Genomic DNA, 16,306 nt, shown 5'->3' on the forward strand with positions numbered 1-16,306 from the left:
GGTTAGCTATACATTTCTTATATTTGGGTTAACTGAAACAAATTCTACAGAACATACATCTAAAATTCTTTCTCTTATTCTCCTAAATAGAACTTTTTTCTACCTTGTACAAACAGTTCTTATCCTCATTAAATATAATATATAGACAAATAGAAGATAGGAGATTAAAGAATGGCTGATTTTTTTTATAAACATGGTAAAAAGTACTATAAAAACTATTCATATTCTCACAATAAAAAAGAGAACTGTTTCACTAAAACGCATACGATTGCTGGCTCAAATATACCGTTAGATATTATTGTACCAGCTAACACTTCAAGAATAGTTTTTGAAGATGCTACTAATAATCACAATAAAACATTACTGCAGTTTCATGTTCCTGGTACTTCTGCACCAATTGTTGTAACTATTCGTACAAGAAATTCTCGTAGACCGATTACCGCTACAATAGCTTCAGGTGAAACAAGAATTCTTCAAGTAGAAAATTTTGAAAGCCTCACTCTCACAAATAATAATAATACAAGTAGCGACATTGGTGTTTATATCCAAAAAACGTTTTGCATCTGCTGCAATGAACAAAATGATTATTATAAAGAGCATTCATATTCTATTAACGAAGATAGTAACTGTTTTGTCGAAACTCACACGATTGCTGGTTCGGGAACTACCTTAGCTGGAAATGTACCTCTCGATATTATCGTACCCCCTAATACCTCAAGAACAGTATTTGAAGATTTTACTATTAATCACAACAAAACTTTACTTCAACTATCTGTTCCTAACGATTCCGGTCCCATTGAAGTAACAGTTCAAACAAGAAGTTCTAACATACCAATTAATGCAACTTTAGTTCCTAATGAAACAAGGATCTTTCAAGTAGAAGATTTACAAAGCCTTACTCTCACAAATAATTCCGATACATTTGATTTTATTGATATATTTATCAATAAAACATTTTGTATTTGCTGTGATGACCAGAACAACCCTTGCGATGAATGTAACCATGAATACGACAATGATTATGATTGTTAATTTTAATGAAAAAGAAACCTTTTTATAAAGGTTTCTTTTTCATTAAAACAACTAACATCCGATAATATACGTACTTACTTATCTACCGTTTCTCGTTTCTTAATAAAATAGCATTTTTGTTTATAAATTTTACACATTTAAAGTAGACAAGCATATGTTATTATATGGAGATTTCCTCCACTCATAAGTTTCTTATCTTTCTAAGAGTACGTTTATAGGCGTGCTCTTTTGATTTTTTATCCAATAACGATTTTTATATCCACACGCTTCTTACTAAGCTTCATTGCTAAATAAGGTTGGATATATTTTTTCTATTTTTGAATGTATAATCCAAAACTTATTACTAGAAACTGTACAAATACTAATAGCTCTTCAAAAAAAGAAGCACATGCTTCTGTGGCAAAAGACAATTCGAGTTGACGAATTTGATTTTTCGCATCATCAAAATCAGAAGCTACAACTTTTTATTAAATACAACTTCAGCCTTATGACCTTGCAGTATATATTGACAATACTTTAGCTAGTCATAGAAAACCTTATGGATCAATCGCAGTATATAAAAATCCAAATACTTCTCAACGGATAGGATTATGGACAGTATATGATCCATCAAGATATTTAATATATTCCTAATTTGGTTGGGTAAGTAATAGACCAATTAATCCATAATAAGAAAAAGAGGCTGCGAAATAATTACAGCCTCTTTTCTTTAATCGCATTTTTCTATTTGGTCGCCTTCTTCACCTGCATTTTCTGCCGAACTATCCGTTCCGCCTCCTACTGCATGTTGCTGTTTAGTATTAGAACTTTCGATGGCAGCGTTGGTTCCCGCTGCACTGTCTTCTCCACCACCACTTGCCACTTGAGTAGCACTAGCCTGTTCCTTACGGGTTTTATTAATTTGATTATTGATGATAAGTACAAATTCTGCCTCTTCATCCGAAGTTTCTTTTTTCATTTTATGCGGCTCAATCTGGTCCCCACTAATTCCTTTATTTATGGCTTCGCCTCCAGCGCCCACCGTTTCTTGCTGTCGGGTATTCGATGAATCGATTGCTGCATTACTTCCTGCTGCACTATTTTGTCCGGCTCCACTGGCAATTTGTGTTGTATTCGGTGCAAATGTAATCTGATTATTAATGACAATGACAATTTTTCGTTTATCAGCAAGATTTCCCAAATTAATTTCTTCTCCATCTTTTTTTACAAATCGAAACGTGATTTTTTCATTGTTTTCCATATTCTCCCCCCTTTGTAGTATTAAATGACTGGAGAATGATAATGGATTGGACAAGCGTATTTTTTTATAAATATGTGACCCCGCCCACAATGAAGGATGTATTACCAGGTTCCGGTATTTACCTCATATTAGGTACGTTGGCTTGGCGACAGTCCAGCATCCGCCGAATTTCGGAATGCATGGAGAAAAACCTTATAGGAGATATAGAAAGAGAGATTAGTAGAAACATTGGCATATAAAGGCTTCTAGGTTTCATTATATTTTCCTTTTCTTATTTATATTTATCAGCCAAATATCTAGCATAGTGAACTGAATTTCTAGCTACATCTAATTCAAGATTAAATATATTAGGTACCCCTGGTCTCCAATTCACCTCAAATAACCACAATTTTTGATCCTTATCAATCCCTACATCAATTCCTAACTCATCAAATAGTATATCCTTATATAAAGAATTAAAATGGTTAGAAAAAGTTACTGCAAATCGTTCTAAATACCTTTTAATATTATACCAATCGTTATCAAACTCCGCTTTTAAAAAAACATCTAAATACGTACTATAACCACCCTTAGCCATATTTGATACAATACTTCCTAATGGACCTATTCTCGGGAATATAGAAGTAACAACCCACCTGCCTTCCCCATTTCTTTGAACATGCAATCGAAAATCATAAACATGACCAGATTTCATTTGACATGAAATAAACTGTTGAATTATGTAATCTTGCTCTTGCAATCTTATCAGATATAAAGCTCCGTAATTGTTTTTTATTAATAGATGAAATTTGTTCTGACTCATTCATACTGTAATTCATCCCATTTTTTTCAATGAAAATAATACCACTACCTTGATGTCCAGAAATTGGTTTAATAATAAGTTTTTCATAACGATTAATCATGTCAAAAAACTTATTAACATCATTTAATTCATAAAAAGGAATAAGATATTGCTTAAATTTTTTCGCTCTATTTATTCTGTTATATACACTTAATTTATTTCCAATTGAATGACTTGTAAAAGGAACTTTTTCATGTAGATAATCATAGATTTGCTGATTTTTATCACTAACATGAACACTTGCATTGTAAATAACATCTGGAAAAGAAAATTCTTGTTCAATCCACTTACCATTTTCATAAGTTTTACCTAAAATCTTCTTCGTTTCTATATTTACTTTTCCTAAAGTAAAATAAAAAAATTCCACACCTTCAGCTTTAGCTACAGCAGCATAAGTATATGCTTTCTTTACGTCATTCGGATCTTTCCGATGATGAAGCATACCAATTATAGTCATGTTAGTTCTTCTTCCCTTCTTTCTAAAGATTTTTTCAAAACAAATATCAAATTCATTATATATATATTCATGTTCTTCCTCATTCAACCATTTTTCGAAAAATCCAGAACAAGCTTAACCTCATTTTAATATTCTACCTATAGAAATAATAAACCTGAGATTTTATAAAATGATAAAGGTTAAGGTGACATAAAATGGATACTATCGTTTTCATTGAAACAAATAAATCTGGATCAAGTAGGGAAGCAATCAAAGCAGCTGAAAAACTTAATTTCTTTACTGTTTTATTAACTAAAAAAACAAAATTTATTAATGAACGCACTATATTCCCTGATGTACATCAGATGATTTTCACTGATATAAATGATTATGATAATATAATTACAACAATTGAAAAATTAAATAAATCAGGAAAAAACATAAAAGGGATCTTTAGTTTTATTGACCCTTTTGTTTATGTGGCTGCACGTTTATCAGAAAGATTTTGCTCAAATATTGTATCTACTAAAGCTATCCATCATATGGAAAACAAAATATTAACTCGTAATGTACTTAAAGAATTACCAATCTCACTCAACTATTTAATTTACAAACCAACAGAATCATTATCATCTTTTCTTGAAAAAACTAAAAAGATGAATTTCCCTCTTATTGTAAAATCCCCTAAATCAACAGGATCCAAAGATGTATTATTAGTAAAAAATAAAGATCAATTAATCTTATCTATACAAAGTCTTTTAAAAAAACTACCTAATGAAGAAATTCTACTTGAAGAATATATAGATGGACCTCAGTACTTAGTTGAAATTTTAGTTCAAGATGGAAAAGTCCATATTATAGCAGTAATTGAACAAGAAATTACACTTTTTGAACGTTTTATTGTTACTGGTTATTCTTTACTAGGACAGGTAGACAAAAGACTATATAATAGTCTTTTCAATGCAGTTAATTCTGTTATTCAGGCCTTTAATATGAAAAATGGAGCGTGTCATCTAGAACTCCGGAGAATAAAAGATGTTTGGAAATTAATTGAGATAAATCCCAGAATATCAGGTGGAGCAATGAATGACATAATTGAAATTGGACATGGAATCAACTTAGTGCAAGAGACTATTCAGTTAATGTTAGGAAATAAACCTTCACTAAATAAAAAACATTATAAATATGTGTACGCTCATTACCTAACAGTTAAATCTAAAGGAAAACTAATTCGAGTTACAGGGAAAAACCGTAGTTCTAAATATCCTGGTGTAGAGAAAGTTTATATAAAACCTAAAAAAGGAACTATCTTAAAACCACCTACATCAATGGGACATCGATGTGGATACGTTTTAGCTGCAGCCTATTTTAAAACAGAAGCTAAAAAAATAGCTTTAGAAGCAGCTAAAGAAATTTCATTTGAAATCCAAAAATAATAAATACGACATATATACACCAACTGATGAAAATATACTAAAAATCATATTTCTTATAATTTTAATTTCTTTACTAAATAGACGACTCCAAAATGTTTTAATTTATATATGATAAAATATATCCATCGCCGATATGTCCAAACATGTAATTTTCATAGCAGCAAAATTACAAATATACTTTTACAACATGATTCAAAAATCAATGAAGGAATGTTTTAAGTGAAAGGACATATTCGAAAAAGAGGAACAAAGTGGTGTATTATTGTCGATATCGGAGCTGATTCAGAGACAGGAAAAAGAAGACAAAAGTGGTTTTCGTGATACATTTAAAGCCTATTTAAAAAAATCCGAATTAAAAAACATTAGATTTCATGATTTACGCCATACTCATGCAACGCTTCTTTTAAAACAAGGAGTACATCCAAAGATTGTAAGCGAACGATTGGATCATAAGGACGTTTTCATAACCTTAAATCGCTATTCACATTTTTCACCTAGTCTGCAAAAGGACGCTGTTAAAACATTTAGTGAAAGACTATTCGGATGGTAATGTTTGCAAATATAAAAAATGAGGTTTCTCTTTTCTAGAGAAACCTCACCACATCAATGTTTTTGTTAAATTTTAAACTGACTCGTATACAAATCAAAGTAAAACCCACCATCTTCCATGAGAGTTTCATGATTTCCTCTCTCTAAAATACTTCCATCTTTTATTACAAGTATTTGATCTGCTTTTTCAATCGTTTTCAGCCGATGAGCGATTACAAAACTTGTTCGCCCTCTCATTAAATTATTTAATCCAGATTGAATTTGTAATTCTGTTCTCGTATCAATATTAGATGTTGCTTCGTCGAGAATTAATATATCTGCATCTGCTAAAATCGCTCGTGCAATCGCAAGGAGTTGTTTTTGTCCTTGACTTAAATTCGAACCTTCTGAAGCAATTTCCGTTTCATATTGATTCGGTAGATGTTTTATAAAAGAATGTGCTGATGCTGCTTTTGCTGCTGCAACTACTTCTTCATCACTTGCATCTAAACGTCCATATCGAATATTTTCCATAATCGTTCCTGCAAATAAATACGTATCCTGTAAAACAACCCCTATTTTACTCCGCAAAGAATTAATATCATAATCCTTTATATCTTTTTCATCAATGCTAATTTGCCCTTTTTGAATGTCATAAAAGCGAGTTAACAAATTAATAATTGTTGTTTTTCCTGATCCAGTTGGACCGACTAAAGCGATTGTCTCCCCAGGATTCGCCTCGAGACTCACATCTTTTAAAATCATGTTGTCCTGTGCGTATCCAAATGAAACTTTCTCAAGCCTAACATGTCCTTGTAAATTTTGTACAAGTACTGCATCTTTTTTATTTTGAATTTCTGGTACTTCATCCATAATTTCAAAGACACGTTCTCCTCCAGCAACTGCCGCTTGAATCGTATTCATTAAAGTTGCAAATTGACTAAGTGGTCTTGAAAATTGTCGAGAATAATTAATAAAAGCTGCAATGACACCTACTGTTGTCATTCCGTTTAATACCATTACCGATCCAGTTCCAATTACAAGCCCCATTCCTAAGTTATTAATAAAGTTCATACTTGGAAAAATAAATGCTGAAAACGTTTCAGCCTTCGTTGCTGAAATTCTTAGCTGTTCGTTAATTTCATTAAAGTTATGTACGGTTTCTTTTTCTTTTCCGTATAACGCAGTTACGTCTGCGCCTGTAATAGCTTCCTCAATAAATCCATTTAATTCTCCTAAATCCTTTTGACGCTTCGCAAAGTTTTTCCCACTATAAGCAACTAGTTTTTTCGTAACGAAAAACATAATAGGTACTGTAATTAAAGTTACAATCGCTAAAATCCAATCTAATGAAAACATCGCAATTGTTACACCTATAAACGTTAACGCTGATGAAATGATTTGCACAACACTTTGTGTCAAAGCTTGATTTAAGTTATCAATATCATTTGTCACACGGCTCATTAAATCACCTTGAGAACGTACATCAAAGAATCGTAGAGAAAGTGTTTGGATTTTTTCAAAAATATCTTGTCGTATTTTTTGTATAGTCTTTAATGCAACATTAATCATTACAAATGTTTGTAACCATGTTAATAATACGGTTATCCCATATATTGCAATGAGTAGCATGCACATTCTGGCTGTCCCGCTTAAATCCTTCGGTACAATGTATTCATCAATGATGACCCCCATATAATATGGCCCAAGTAAACCTAGTAATGTCGTGATAAATACAAGAATAATAACGAACATAAGAGATGCTTTTTGATACCCCATATAGTTCCATACTCGCATTATAGTTCCTTTAGTATTCTTAGTTTTTCCCGTTTTCGGATTGTTACGTCCACCTTTATTTCCAAATTGTCCTTGAAAATTACGCACGCTCTTCCCCTCCTTCTTGCTGCAGGCTACCACCTTGGGAAAGATAAATTTCCTGATACACTTCACAAGTTGCCAATAAATCCTCATGCGTACCATTTCCAACTAATTCACCGTTATTCAAAACGAGGATTTTATCAGCATCTATAATAGAAGATATTTTTGATGCAATTAAAAATGTCGTTGTGCCACTATATCTTGTCCTTAATGCTTCCTGTATTACAGCTTCTGACTTCGCATCAACTGCCGATGTAGAATCGTCTAATACAAGAATAGATGGCTTTCTCACTAGGGCTCTTGCAATAGATATACGTTGTTTTTGACCACCAGATAGATTGGTTGCACCTTGTGTTAAGTTATATTCATAAGAGTCTTCCAGCTTATTGATAAACTCAGTCGCACAAGCAGATGAAGATGCTAATTCCAATTCATCATAAGTTGCATCTTCTTTGCCATAACGTAAATTCTCTTCTATACTGCCTGAAAAAAGAAGTGCCTTTTGTGGAACGAAGCCAATGGAAGCACGAAGTTTTTGCAAATCGTATGCTTTCACATTAACATCATCTATACATATTTCACCTTGATCAACATCGTAAAGTCGTGGCAATAGTTTCGCCAATGTAGATTTACCACTTCCGGTCGATCCAATAATCCCTATTTTTTCACCTTTACGTACAGTAAAGGAAATATCTTTTAAAACATATTCATTATTTTTCGTATAACTATAGCTAACATTTTTAAACTCTACATTACCACCCACTTGCTTTGGTTCATATACGTCGCCTTCAGTTGTAATATCAACTTCAGTATGTAAGACTTGTTGTACACGATCAGCTGATGGAAAAGCACGGGCAATTTGAATAAATACCATACTAATAGACATAAGTGACATTAAAATGATATTTAAATAGTTAATAAAAGCTAAAATGGCCCCTACTTGGAGTGTACCGTTAAAAACTTTCTCGCCACCAATCCATAAAGTTGCTACAATTCCGCTATTTACAACTAGCATAATAATTGGCATCATCAATGAAATAATTTGTATTGCACGAATATTTATTTCAGTTAAACTTGTATTAACTTTCTCAAACTGTGCGATTTCATATTTTTGTCTTACATATGCTTTTATAACACGTACACCGGATAAATTTTCTTGTAGCTTTGTGTTTACTTTATCTAATGCTTCTTGTACTCGCTTAAATGAACCGCTCGATTGACCTGCAATCAATACAATTGCAACTAATAATACGGGTACCACAACAAGTAAAATTGGAAATAGGTCTCTCGCTGTTACAAAGACTATAATGATACTTCCAATAAATAATAACGGTCCACGGACAAGTACACGTAACGTCATCGTCATTGCCGATTGAATAGATGTAATATCATTTGTCACGATTGTTAATAATTTACCTGTTCCAAATGAATCACGATTTTTGCTAGAAAATGTTTCTATTTTCGCAAACACATCTTTTCGTATGTCTGTAGCGAAATTAACAGCAGCTTTTGTAGAATACATCATACAACCAAGTCCTCCAATTAAACCGATTGCTGCTGCTCCTATCATAAGAAGCCCCATTTTTATTACATAATTCAAATCCCGGTTTGCAATTCCAACATCAATAATATGTTGCATTATTGTCGGTTGAATTAAGTCCATCGCAACCTCAAGTACCATAAATAGCGGTCCAATAATAGCGAAGAACATGTATGGTTTTAAATACTGTAACAACTTGCGAAATGATTTCATACACAATCTCCTTTTTTCATGAAATTACCATCGAATAATTTATAGTCCTCCTTATTTGAGCGATATAGTCTGTAATTTCTCCATTAGTCCTATTATATTAGGCAAATTAATATTTAACATTATTAAATGATAAGTTTTAAATCATTTTTAGTCAATAAAATGGAACTTTAATCTACCAGGCATTTTCACTGCCAGTTGATGTGAATACTCTTTAACTTAATAAAAACCGCATTCTCATTTAGTAAGAATGCGGTTTTCCCATCTATATTTGTTCAATTTTAAAATCGAAAACCTCGGTCTCGAATCCATTATTTTCAGAAGGACTACACGTATAAAAACCAATTTTAACAGGCCCATTACCTATGTCCTCCATCAAATGAGCGATTCTTATTTGTTCCCATCGCTGACTCGTTTTCACATATATTGTATAATCGCCAAGTTTTCGAATAATTCGAAAACGTAATTGTTGCTTAGCAAACTCATTTGGATAGTCTTGCGTTGACCAATCAGAATAGCCATTATTCGTTACGACAGCACCTAAATGTGATGGGCCCTCAGGAATATATTCTAAAGATGTTTTTAACCAACACTTCTCAGAAATCATAACAAATAAACCCGCTTGACCGTATGTCGCATTTGGATTCATGCGCAATTGAACCTCAGCCTGAAAATCTGTCATTATCTCATCATAAAATACATGGCCATTCATTACTTCAAAACCATAATGGGTTTTCAGCCAAAAATCTGTTTCTTCTTTCGAATGGACAATGAATGTATCATTGTCTTCAAGTTTGTAAAATTTAGGTGCGTTCATTACAGTAAGTTGCTCAATATGATTTGGTATATATGATGTTTTCATAATTCCTCCATAAAAAAGCTTTTAAATTAATATTTAAAACTCAGTTAATACCGGGAATTTATAACCTTTAAAATCTAATTCTTTATTACTTCGAACCATTAAATACTTACTAGTCTGTAATTCTGTATATTGTACATCATCAATTCCTAATTGATCTGGGTAGAAATAAAATTCAATCTCCGTAAATTCCCCAGAGATTTCCTCACATAATTCATCTAAAATCGGAATTACCGGCGCAAATACTCCAAATAATTTTAGTTTTTGATTTTCTACTGTAAAAACAATCAGCGCATCTAATTTCTCTGAATAATAAAGGTTTTCATTCCATGTTGAATCATACATATTTAAATAAAACGAAGAGCGGTAATTTAACGTTGAAAATTTATTAGAAAGCCTTTGGCCATTTTCAATAATCTCATGTATTAATTGTCTATCCTCTTCATTATAAAAATCTAACTTTTTAAGTTGAGAATCTTTGTAGCCTTTATTTTCGTATGATACTGTCATCAAATATTCTTGCACAATTTGAAAACCAAATGGTTTATATAGTTCCGGATTTTCAGTAAACAAGACCGCACACTCGCATTGCTCATCAATTTCCTCTATTATCTTACTAAACAATTGCTTCATTAATCCTCGTCTACGATAATTCGGATGTGTCATTACTGATTGAATACCCGTTGCATTTATTTTTTCACCATTAATTAAAAGCGGAAGTGAAAATGCCGCAACATTTGCAATCGCATTATCATCTTGTAAAAATGATAATGCTTTATATGTATAATCCCAATACCCTTTCTCTGAAAAATCCTGCAATGTTTGGCTCGTAATCCCAAACACTTCTTCAAATAAAGGAAATAACTGTTCTCTTCTCGGTTCTTCTAATAGAAAGTTTGCCATTTTTTCAACATTGCCCATGTTGTCCCTCCATACGTCGATTCCATTAATTTAGATATACTTATATGACCTACTCTCAAAAAATAGGCCTTTCAAATCAATATAGTATCATAAAACTTTTAAAAATGGTTTAATTTATTTTATGTTTTGATTATTAAAAAACAAGTCGAATAAACTAGTATTAAGATTTTTGAATAATATCATATTTATTATATAACAAATGGTGCTTCCTACTTATCTTTCCGATAATAGAAATACACCATTTTATGCAAATATAATTCACCTATTCTTTGGTTCCCTCAAGTCGCTCCTTCGTACTAATTTCTTCTCCCTTCACTCGCTTTTCAAACGTCTTTCTCCAACTAGTAGACAGTGCATTTACTTCTAAAATCCTTTTTAATCCTTCAGAGTTTTGTTTTTCTTTATGCATTATGCGATTCGCAAACAAAATTGACACACCTTTTGGATCAAGCTTCAACAATTTTAAAGTATCTACCGGTAATATCCACCCTTCTTTTAATACTCGAAAATAAAAACCTGTGTATCCTGTATCTTGAAAATATAATGGCAACTTTGGAATATTATATTTCTTGGCTAGTTTAAAACAAGGTTGTCTTGGCTGCGTTACTTGTACAATCGCTTCTCCGAGTTGAAACGTGTCACCAATACAAACATCTTCTTCACGCATTCCGCTTACTGTTATATTTTCACCGAAAGCCCCATATACAAGTTCCTGATTCAACTCTTTTTCCCAGTAAGGATAGTGGTCACCAGTATAAACACAAACCGCTTTATCTACCCCTCCATGATGAACTAAATCCGCCTGTCCATCTCCATTAAACTTTAAAAATGATAAAAAAACAGGTTCCTTTACTTGCTTTTTATTTATCCCTGTTTGAATTAACTTCCCACCATACATAACCTCTTTTGGCAATCCTAGATTTAAAGATAGGATTTCATATACTTTAGTCATTCAAATCCCTCCTCTTACTTGCGGCACAACTTTTCAAAAGACTCATTTATTATTTCAAATCCTCTATCTATTTCTTCGTTTGAGATAACTAGAGGTGGTAAAAAGCGTAGTACATTATCAAATATCCCCGCTCCAATACTTATAAGCCCATTCTTCCAAAAATCTTCAATTAGCTTTACTGTTAGTTCTTTTGCAGGTTCTTTCGTTATGCGATTCGTTACAAGTTCCATTGCAACCATCGCACCGATTCCACGAACATCACCAATCATTTCGTACTTTAATTGCATTTGATGTAGATGTGACATTATTCTATTTCCAATTTGCTGAGCCCTTTCAACTAGATTTTCTTCTTCCATTATTTCAAATACAGCAAGACCGGCTGCACATGATAACGGACTCCCGGCAAAAGTTCCACCAATTTGTCCTCTCCCAGGAATGTCCATCAACTCCGCACGACCGACAATAGCACTTAATGGTAAACCGCCAGCAATTGATTTTGACAAAGTCATTATGTCAGGTTCTATATGAAAATGTTCCGTTGCAAACCATTTCCCTGTTCGGCCAAATCCAGTTTGCACTTCATCCATTATCATTAAAATACCGTATTGATTACAAATTTCTCGTAATCGTTTTACAAATGAAATGGAAGGAACAATAAACCCACCCTCTCCTTGTACTGGTTCCATTACGATCGCTGCTACTTTTTCAGGTGATACTTCTTCTAAAAACTTTTCAAACTGATAGATGACTTGAGAATCCACTTCTTCAGGAGAAACTCCTTCTTCAGCTCTGTAATAGTACGGATACGGCAATATATGCATGTCTGAAACGAACGGACCAAATCCTGCTTTATATGGAGTTTCTTTGGTCGATAGAGACATTGTCATTAATGTTCTCCCATGAAATCCTCGTTCAAACGAAATTACTTTACTCCTCCCTGTTACTTTACGTGCGATCTTTACAGCATTTTCAATCGCTTCCGCACCACTATTGGCAAACATCGTTTTTTTCTTACTTGTACCTGGCACTTTCTCATTAATTTTCTCCGCTAAAGTAATATAATTTTCATATGGAGTTACATGAAAACAAGGATGTATAAATGATTCTGCTTGTTTTTGTACCGCTCTTACAACTTTCGGATGACAATGTCCAACATTTTGCATACCAATTCCACCAGCAAAATCAATAAACTGATTTCCATCTACATCTGTTATTATCGCTCCCCTTGCTTCTTTTACATATAAAGGCGTTAAATGATATATTCCTGTCGGTACGGCCTCCTCATACCTTTTTTGAAGTACTTGTGAATAACTGCCCGGTAATACACTAGATTTCAACAATTCTTCTTCACCTCATCTAATTTTTTAATCAATCCATTTCTGATAAAGTGATTATATATCCCACAAAACCATTGTTCAATTCAATTATTTATATAATAATGATAGGTATATCCTATGATTAAACTTGAGGTGATTTCAATCGAATTACGACAATTAGAATACTTTTTAGCTGTTTCGAAAGAATTACATTTCACAAAAGCAGCCGAGAAATTAAATATTTCACAACCTTCACTAAGCCAACAAATACGTGCATTAGAACATGAAGTAGGCATGCCACTTTTCGATCGAATTGGTAAAAAAATATCTTTAACTGAAGCAGGAAGAGTTTTATTATCGCACTGTAAAACAATCTTTCACGAAGTCGAACAAGCTCGTTCTGCCATTCAAGATTTAAATGGATTACATCATGGTTCCTTAACAATAGGATCTTTGTTAACCGTAGTAAATTATTTACTACCACCAGCTATATTAGATTTCAATAAGCAATATCCAAATATCGAACTCTCTGTGTTGGGGCTTCGTACAGGAGAAATTCGTGAAAAATTATTACAAAATGAATTAGATATGGGTATTACATTTCTCCCGGTGCAAGATAAAGAGATTGTTTCTATCCCACTATATAAAAGTGAACTTACATTAGTTGTGCCAACCAGCCATTCTTTAACTGAACGTAAGTATGTATCTATTGAAGAATTACAGGACTATCCTTTAATTCTTCTACCTAAAAATTTCTATTTAACAGAACTAATTACATCTCATTGCCAAAACTTTAACTTTAAACCAAAGCCAATTTTAGAAATTAGTACAATGGAATCTTTAATTCAAATGGTCGCACAAGGTATGGGGATTACCGTGTTACCAAAACCGTATATAGACTTTTTGCAAAATGAGCACATACAAGCTATTAAAATTGAAAACCCCACTCCAACAATAGATATAGGACTTATTTATAGAAGAGATAAATATATGTGCGCTGCTACCCGGAAATTTATTGAGCAACTCAAAATAACAGTACATTCTTTACAAAAATAAGCATAAAAAGAGATTATCCTATGCAGCCGTTACACAACGACCTATTAGAATAATCTCTTTTTATAATGATATAAAACATTACATTTTATGGTTTCTTTTCTAATAACCTATTATTCATTATAAGTGCTAAATTATTATCGTATTATTAAGCTACACATCAGCGATATTTTATGTCTATTTCGTATAGGTGTTAGCAAGTCCGTTTGCAAACTTGTTAGCACATTTTTATAAAAATTATATAATGCTTCACAAAGTAGGAATCCGTTTCGATCAATCTTTTTTCAAAATGGATTCCTTTTTGTCTCTTATCAATATTCAAATGTTACAGTAGTACCATTAAAACCATCAAAACAATTAGAGCAATTAGAGCAATTAGAGCAATTAGAGCAACCACCACAACCAAAACAACTAAAGCAACCGAAGCAACCAAAACAACGGAATCCACCACAACGACCACCGCCACAACGACCACAACCACCACAACGACCACCGCCACAGCCGCCACAGCGACGAGCATCATCTGTAATATAGTAATATGGATATTGGTTTTGCTGGTCCCAATACACAATATTTCCAGGCTGATAATCATTAAGGCTTAACGCTTGTAGTTCTTGTTGAAAATTATTCATCTTCATGACCTCCGTTTATAAACTAAAACCCCATCGATACTTTCCTATATTTCTGTTCGTTAAATCTAAGTAGAAATAGCGCTATAAAGTGAAACTTTAATCAGTAGGGGTTTTGTTCATCCCCCACTGATTATTAGCCCGCACCAATCGGGCGTTTACGGGCAGCAGGGCTCCCACCTAACTTCTTTGCTCCAGTTGAATTTTGAGGTGGGAGTTTTACTGCCCACAAATAGCGGGATAAACTAAGTTCAATACGTACACCAACAAAATATGACCTATCACTAGATGATGCACCTTGTTCATATGCCTATTTTTAGGTTATTTTTACTATGGGCTCATTTTTATAAAGTGAAACTTTAATCAGAGGGGGTTTACGGGCAGTTAATGCGGGCTAAATGGACATTATAAAATATGAATTTAAACAATAATATTTAGATTTATGTCATCATTTTCTAGTTCTATAGTCGTATATTCCATAATTTTGTTTGGTCATCTTCGTATTTCCAATATGCACTCCCATCTTTATTTTTCTTCGCTTCAATATCTGCTATATCAGAGCTAATTTTATAAGTATTTATAATTAGTGATTTCTGCTAAGAAAAGTCTATTTTTATGAATGGCAAATCAGCGATGTTTTTTGCTATTTCCCCCATCACAACCACGGTTTTCCTTTTCAAAAGGCATTATTTACTGTCTAGTTAAAACCTTGTTAAGATTACTGTAAGAATAGACTTTTAATAGGTTGTAAAAATAAGTTCAACATTACAAAACTAGATTTAATAATATCAAATGGATAATACTCTACATCGAAACTTCTTATTTGCGATCAACTATTTATTGAAACGAGCAAACTTGTATTTATAGGATTGCAAATAGCGACATTTTACAATTAATGAATAAATTTTTTACTCATCCATTTTCATGGCAAAAGGAGTATATATTAATGTGTAATAGCAAACCAATTGATGAATTAACTATTGAGGACCTGAAACAAAACCCAATATGGGAATGGGCAATAGATGAAGCGGAAAATGAAGAGTGCGATGAAACGTGGGTAAAACCAGTGGAAATAATAAATTTTACAGAAGAATTAAACGGTTCAATAGTACTTGGCGAATTAATAATACATAATGATGAGAAATTCCCTATGATGTGTAGTATTGATATTGAAAATAATGAGGTATTAATTAGTTCCATTGTTTTTATAACGAAAAAGAAGATGAGTATATTGCTATAGAAGATGTAGTGAAAAAGGTTGAAATGCCTTTATCACTTAATATTAATCTCACAATTAACGGAGAGCCTAGATTTTTAAAATTCTCTGCAGATAAAGTTGATATTTATAAAAACACTATAAAAACTAACTTAAATTAAATTTTAATTGAAGTAAGAGGAAAATACTCATTAAGTAAAAAACAGGAAACCATTATCA

Annotated in this window: 13 protein-coding genes and 1 pseudogene; 5 read left to right on the plus strand and 9 right to left on the minus strand. The window is 32.6% G+C overall.

Annotation, left to right across the window (positions count from 1 at the left end):
* Positions 1 to 171 precede the first annotated feature (171 nt).
* Complete coding sequence (locus BG05_RS19685; RefSeq protein ID WP_002127362.1) at positions 172 to 1,032, plus strand: hypothetical protein; 861 nt, start codon at positions 172 to 174, stop codon at positions 1,030 to 1,032.
* Positions 1,033 to 1,741: 709 nt separating this feature from the next.
* On the opposite strand, the gene BG05_RS19690 is transcribed toward BG05_RS19685, so the two are convergent.
* Together BG05_RS19690 and BG05_RS19700 are read right to left on the minus strand one after the other, a co-directional pair.
* Positions 1,742 to 2,272, minus strand: coding sequence for a hypothetical protein (locus BG05_RS19690; protein ID WP_003189202.1), 531 nt, complete (start codon positions 2,270 to 2,272; stop codon positions 1,742 to 1,744).
* A 271-nt stretch (positions 2,273 to 2,543) separates the two neighbouring features.
* Positions 2,544 to 3,641: pseudogene (locus tag BG05_RS19700) on the minus strand (YheC/YheD family endospore coat-associated protein).
* A 123-nt stretch (positions 3,642 to 3,764) separates the two neighbouring features.
* Between BG05_RS19700 and BG05_RS19705 the strand changes: the two are divergent.
* Positions 3,765 to 4,985 (plus strand): ATP-grasp domain-containing protein, encoded by a 1,221-nt coding sequence (locus BG05_RS19705; protein WP_003189197.1) that lies wholly within the window; start codon positions 3,765 to 3,767, stop codon positions 4,983 to 4,985.
* A gap of 262 nt (positions 4,986 to 5,247) precedes the next feature.
* A complete protein-coding gene (locus BG05_RS19710) occupies positions 5,248 to 5,535 on the plus strand; it encodes a tyrosine-type recombinase/integrase (protein WP_206703300.1) in 288 nt (95 codons plus the stop codon).
* A gap of 65 nt (positions 5,536 to 5,600) precedes the next feature.
* Here the strand turns inward: BG05_RS19710 and BG05_RS19715 are convergent, their stop codons facing one another.
* The 6 genes from BG05_RS19715 to gabT form a co-directional block, all read right to left on the minus strand.
* A complete protein-coding gene (locus BG05_RS19715; protein ID WP_033733964.1) occupies positions 5,601 to 7,397 on the minus strand; it encodes an ABC transporter ATP-binding protein in 1,797 nt (598 codons plus the stop codon).
* Positions 7,390 to 9,144, minus strand: coding sequence for an ABC transporter ATP-binding protein (locus tag BG05_RS19720; RefSeq protein WP_002168397.1), 1,755 nt, complete (start codon positions 9,142 to 9,144; stop codon positions 7,390 to 7,392). Before BG05_RS19720 ends, BG05_RS19715 begins: the two co-directional genes overlap by 8 nt.
* Positions 9,145 to 9,406: 262 nt before the next feature.
* Positions 9,407 to 10,003, minus strand: coding sequence for a DUF1349 domain-containing protein (locus tag BG05_RS19725; RefSeq protein WP_003189192.1), 597 nt, complete (start codon positions 10,001 to 10,003; stop codon positions 9,407 to 9,409).
* A gap of 33 nt (positions 10,004 to 10,036) precedes the next feature.
* On the minus strand, positions 10,037 to 10,921 hold the full coding sequence (locus BG05_RS19730; RefSeq protein WP_003189191.1) for a GNAT family N-acetyltransferase: 885 nt from the start codon (positions 10,919 to 10,921) through the stop codon (positions 10,037 to 10,039).
* Positions 10,922 to 11,183: 262 nt separating this feature from the next.
* The gene (locus BG05_RS19735; RefSeq protein ID WP_002168398.1) at positions 11,184 to 11,873 is read right to left on the minus strand and encodes an MOSC domain-containing protein; all 690 of its coding nucleotides are present in this window, start codon (positions 11,871 to 11,873) and stop codon (positions 11,184 to 11,186) included.
* 14 nt (positions 11,874 to 11,887) lie between these two features.
* Positions 11,888 to 13,213: a 4-aminobutyrate--2-oxoglutarate transaminase gene (gabT, locus tag BG05_RS19740; RefSeq protein WP_002031963.1), complete on the minus strand. Its 1,326-nt coding sequence runs from the start codon at positions 13,211 to 13,213 to the stop codon at positions 11,888 to 11,890.
* A gap of 129 nt (positions 13,214 to 13,342) precedes the next feature.
* Between gabT and BG05_RS19745 the strand changes: the two genes are divergently transcribed.
* Positions 13,343 to 14,245, plus strand: coding sequence for a LysR family transcriptional regulator (locus BG05_RS19745; RefSeq protein ID WP_087944759.1), 903 nt, complete (start codon positions 13,343 to 13,345; stop codon positions 14,243 to 14,245).
* A 308-nt stretch (positions 14,246 to 14,553) separates the two neighbouring features.
* Here the strand turns inward: BG05_RS19745 and BG05_RS19750 are convergent, their stop codons facing one another.
* Positions 14,554 to 14,874: a heterocycloanthracin/sonorensin family bacteriocin gene (locus BG05_RS19750; protein WP_033730069.1), complete on the minus strand. Its 321-nt coding sequence runs from the start codon at positions 14,872 to 14,874 to the stop codon at positions 14,554 to 14,556.
* A 943-nt stretch (positions 14,875 to 15,817) separates the two neighbouring features.
* On the opposite strand from BG05_RS19750, the gene BG05_RS19755 reads away from it, so the two are divergent.
* Positions 15,818 to 16,111 carry a hypothetical protein gene (locus tag BG05_RS19755; protein WP_033733961.1) on the plus strand — a complete coding sequence of 98 codons (294 nt, stop codon included), beginning with the start codon at positions 15,818 to 15,820 and terminating at the stop codon, positions 16,109 to 16,111.
* The last annotated feature ends 195 nt before the right edge of the window (positions 16,112 to 16,306 follow it).

Origin of the sequence: Bacillus mycoides (genome assembly GCF_000832605.1) — a bacterium.
Taxonomy (GTDB): domain Bacteria; phylum Bacillota; class Bacilli; order Bacillales; family Bacillaceae_G; genus Bacillus_A; species Bacillus_A mycoides.

Coding starts and splice junctions, on each gene's coding strand:
- BG05_RS19730 (WP_003189191.1), bottom strand. CDS start 10,921: ATGGGCAATGTTGAAAAAATGGCAAACTTTCTATTAGAAGAACCGAGA.
- BG05_RS19725 (WP_003189192.1), bottom strand. CDS start 10,003: ATGAAAACATCATATATACCAAATCATATTGAGCAACTTACTGTAATG.
- BG05_RS19755 (WP_033733961.1), top strand. CDS start 15,818: ATGTGTAATAGCAAACCAATTGATGAATTAACTATTGAGGACCTGAAA.
- BG05_RS19750 (WP_033730069.1), bottom strand. CDS start 14,874: ATGAATAATTTTCAACAAGAACTACAAGCGTTAAGCCTTAATGATTAT.
- BG05_RS19720 (WP_002168397.1), bottom strand. CDS start 9,144: ATGAAATCATTTCGCAAGTTGTTACAGTATTTAAAACCATACATGTTC.
- BG05_RS19735 (WP_002168398.1), bottom strand. CDS start 11,873: ATGACTAAAGTATATGAAATCCTATCTTTAAATCTAGGATTGCCAAAA.
- BG05_RS19685 (WP_002127362.1), top strand. CDS start 172: ATGGCTGATTTTTTTTATAAACATGGTAAAAAGTACTATAAAAACTAT.
- BG05_RS19690 (WP_003189202.1), bottom strand. CDS start 2,272: ATGGAAAACAATGAAAAAATCACGTTTCGATTTGTAAAAAAAGATGGA.
- BG05_RS19705 (WP_003189197.1), top strand. CDS start 3,765: ATGGATACTATCGTTTTCATTGAAACAAATAAATCTGGATCAAGTAGG.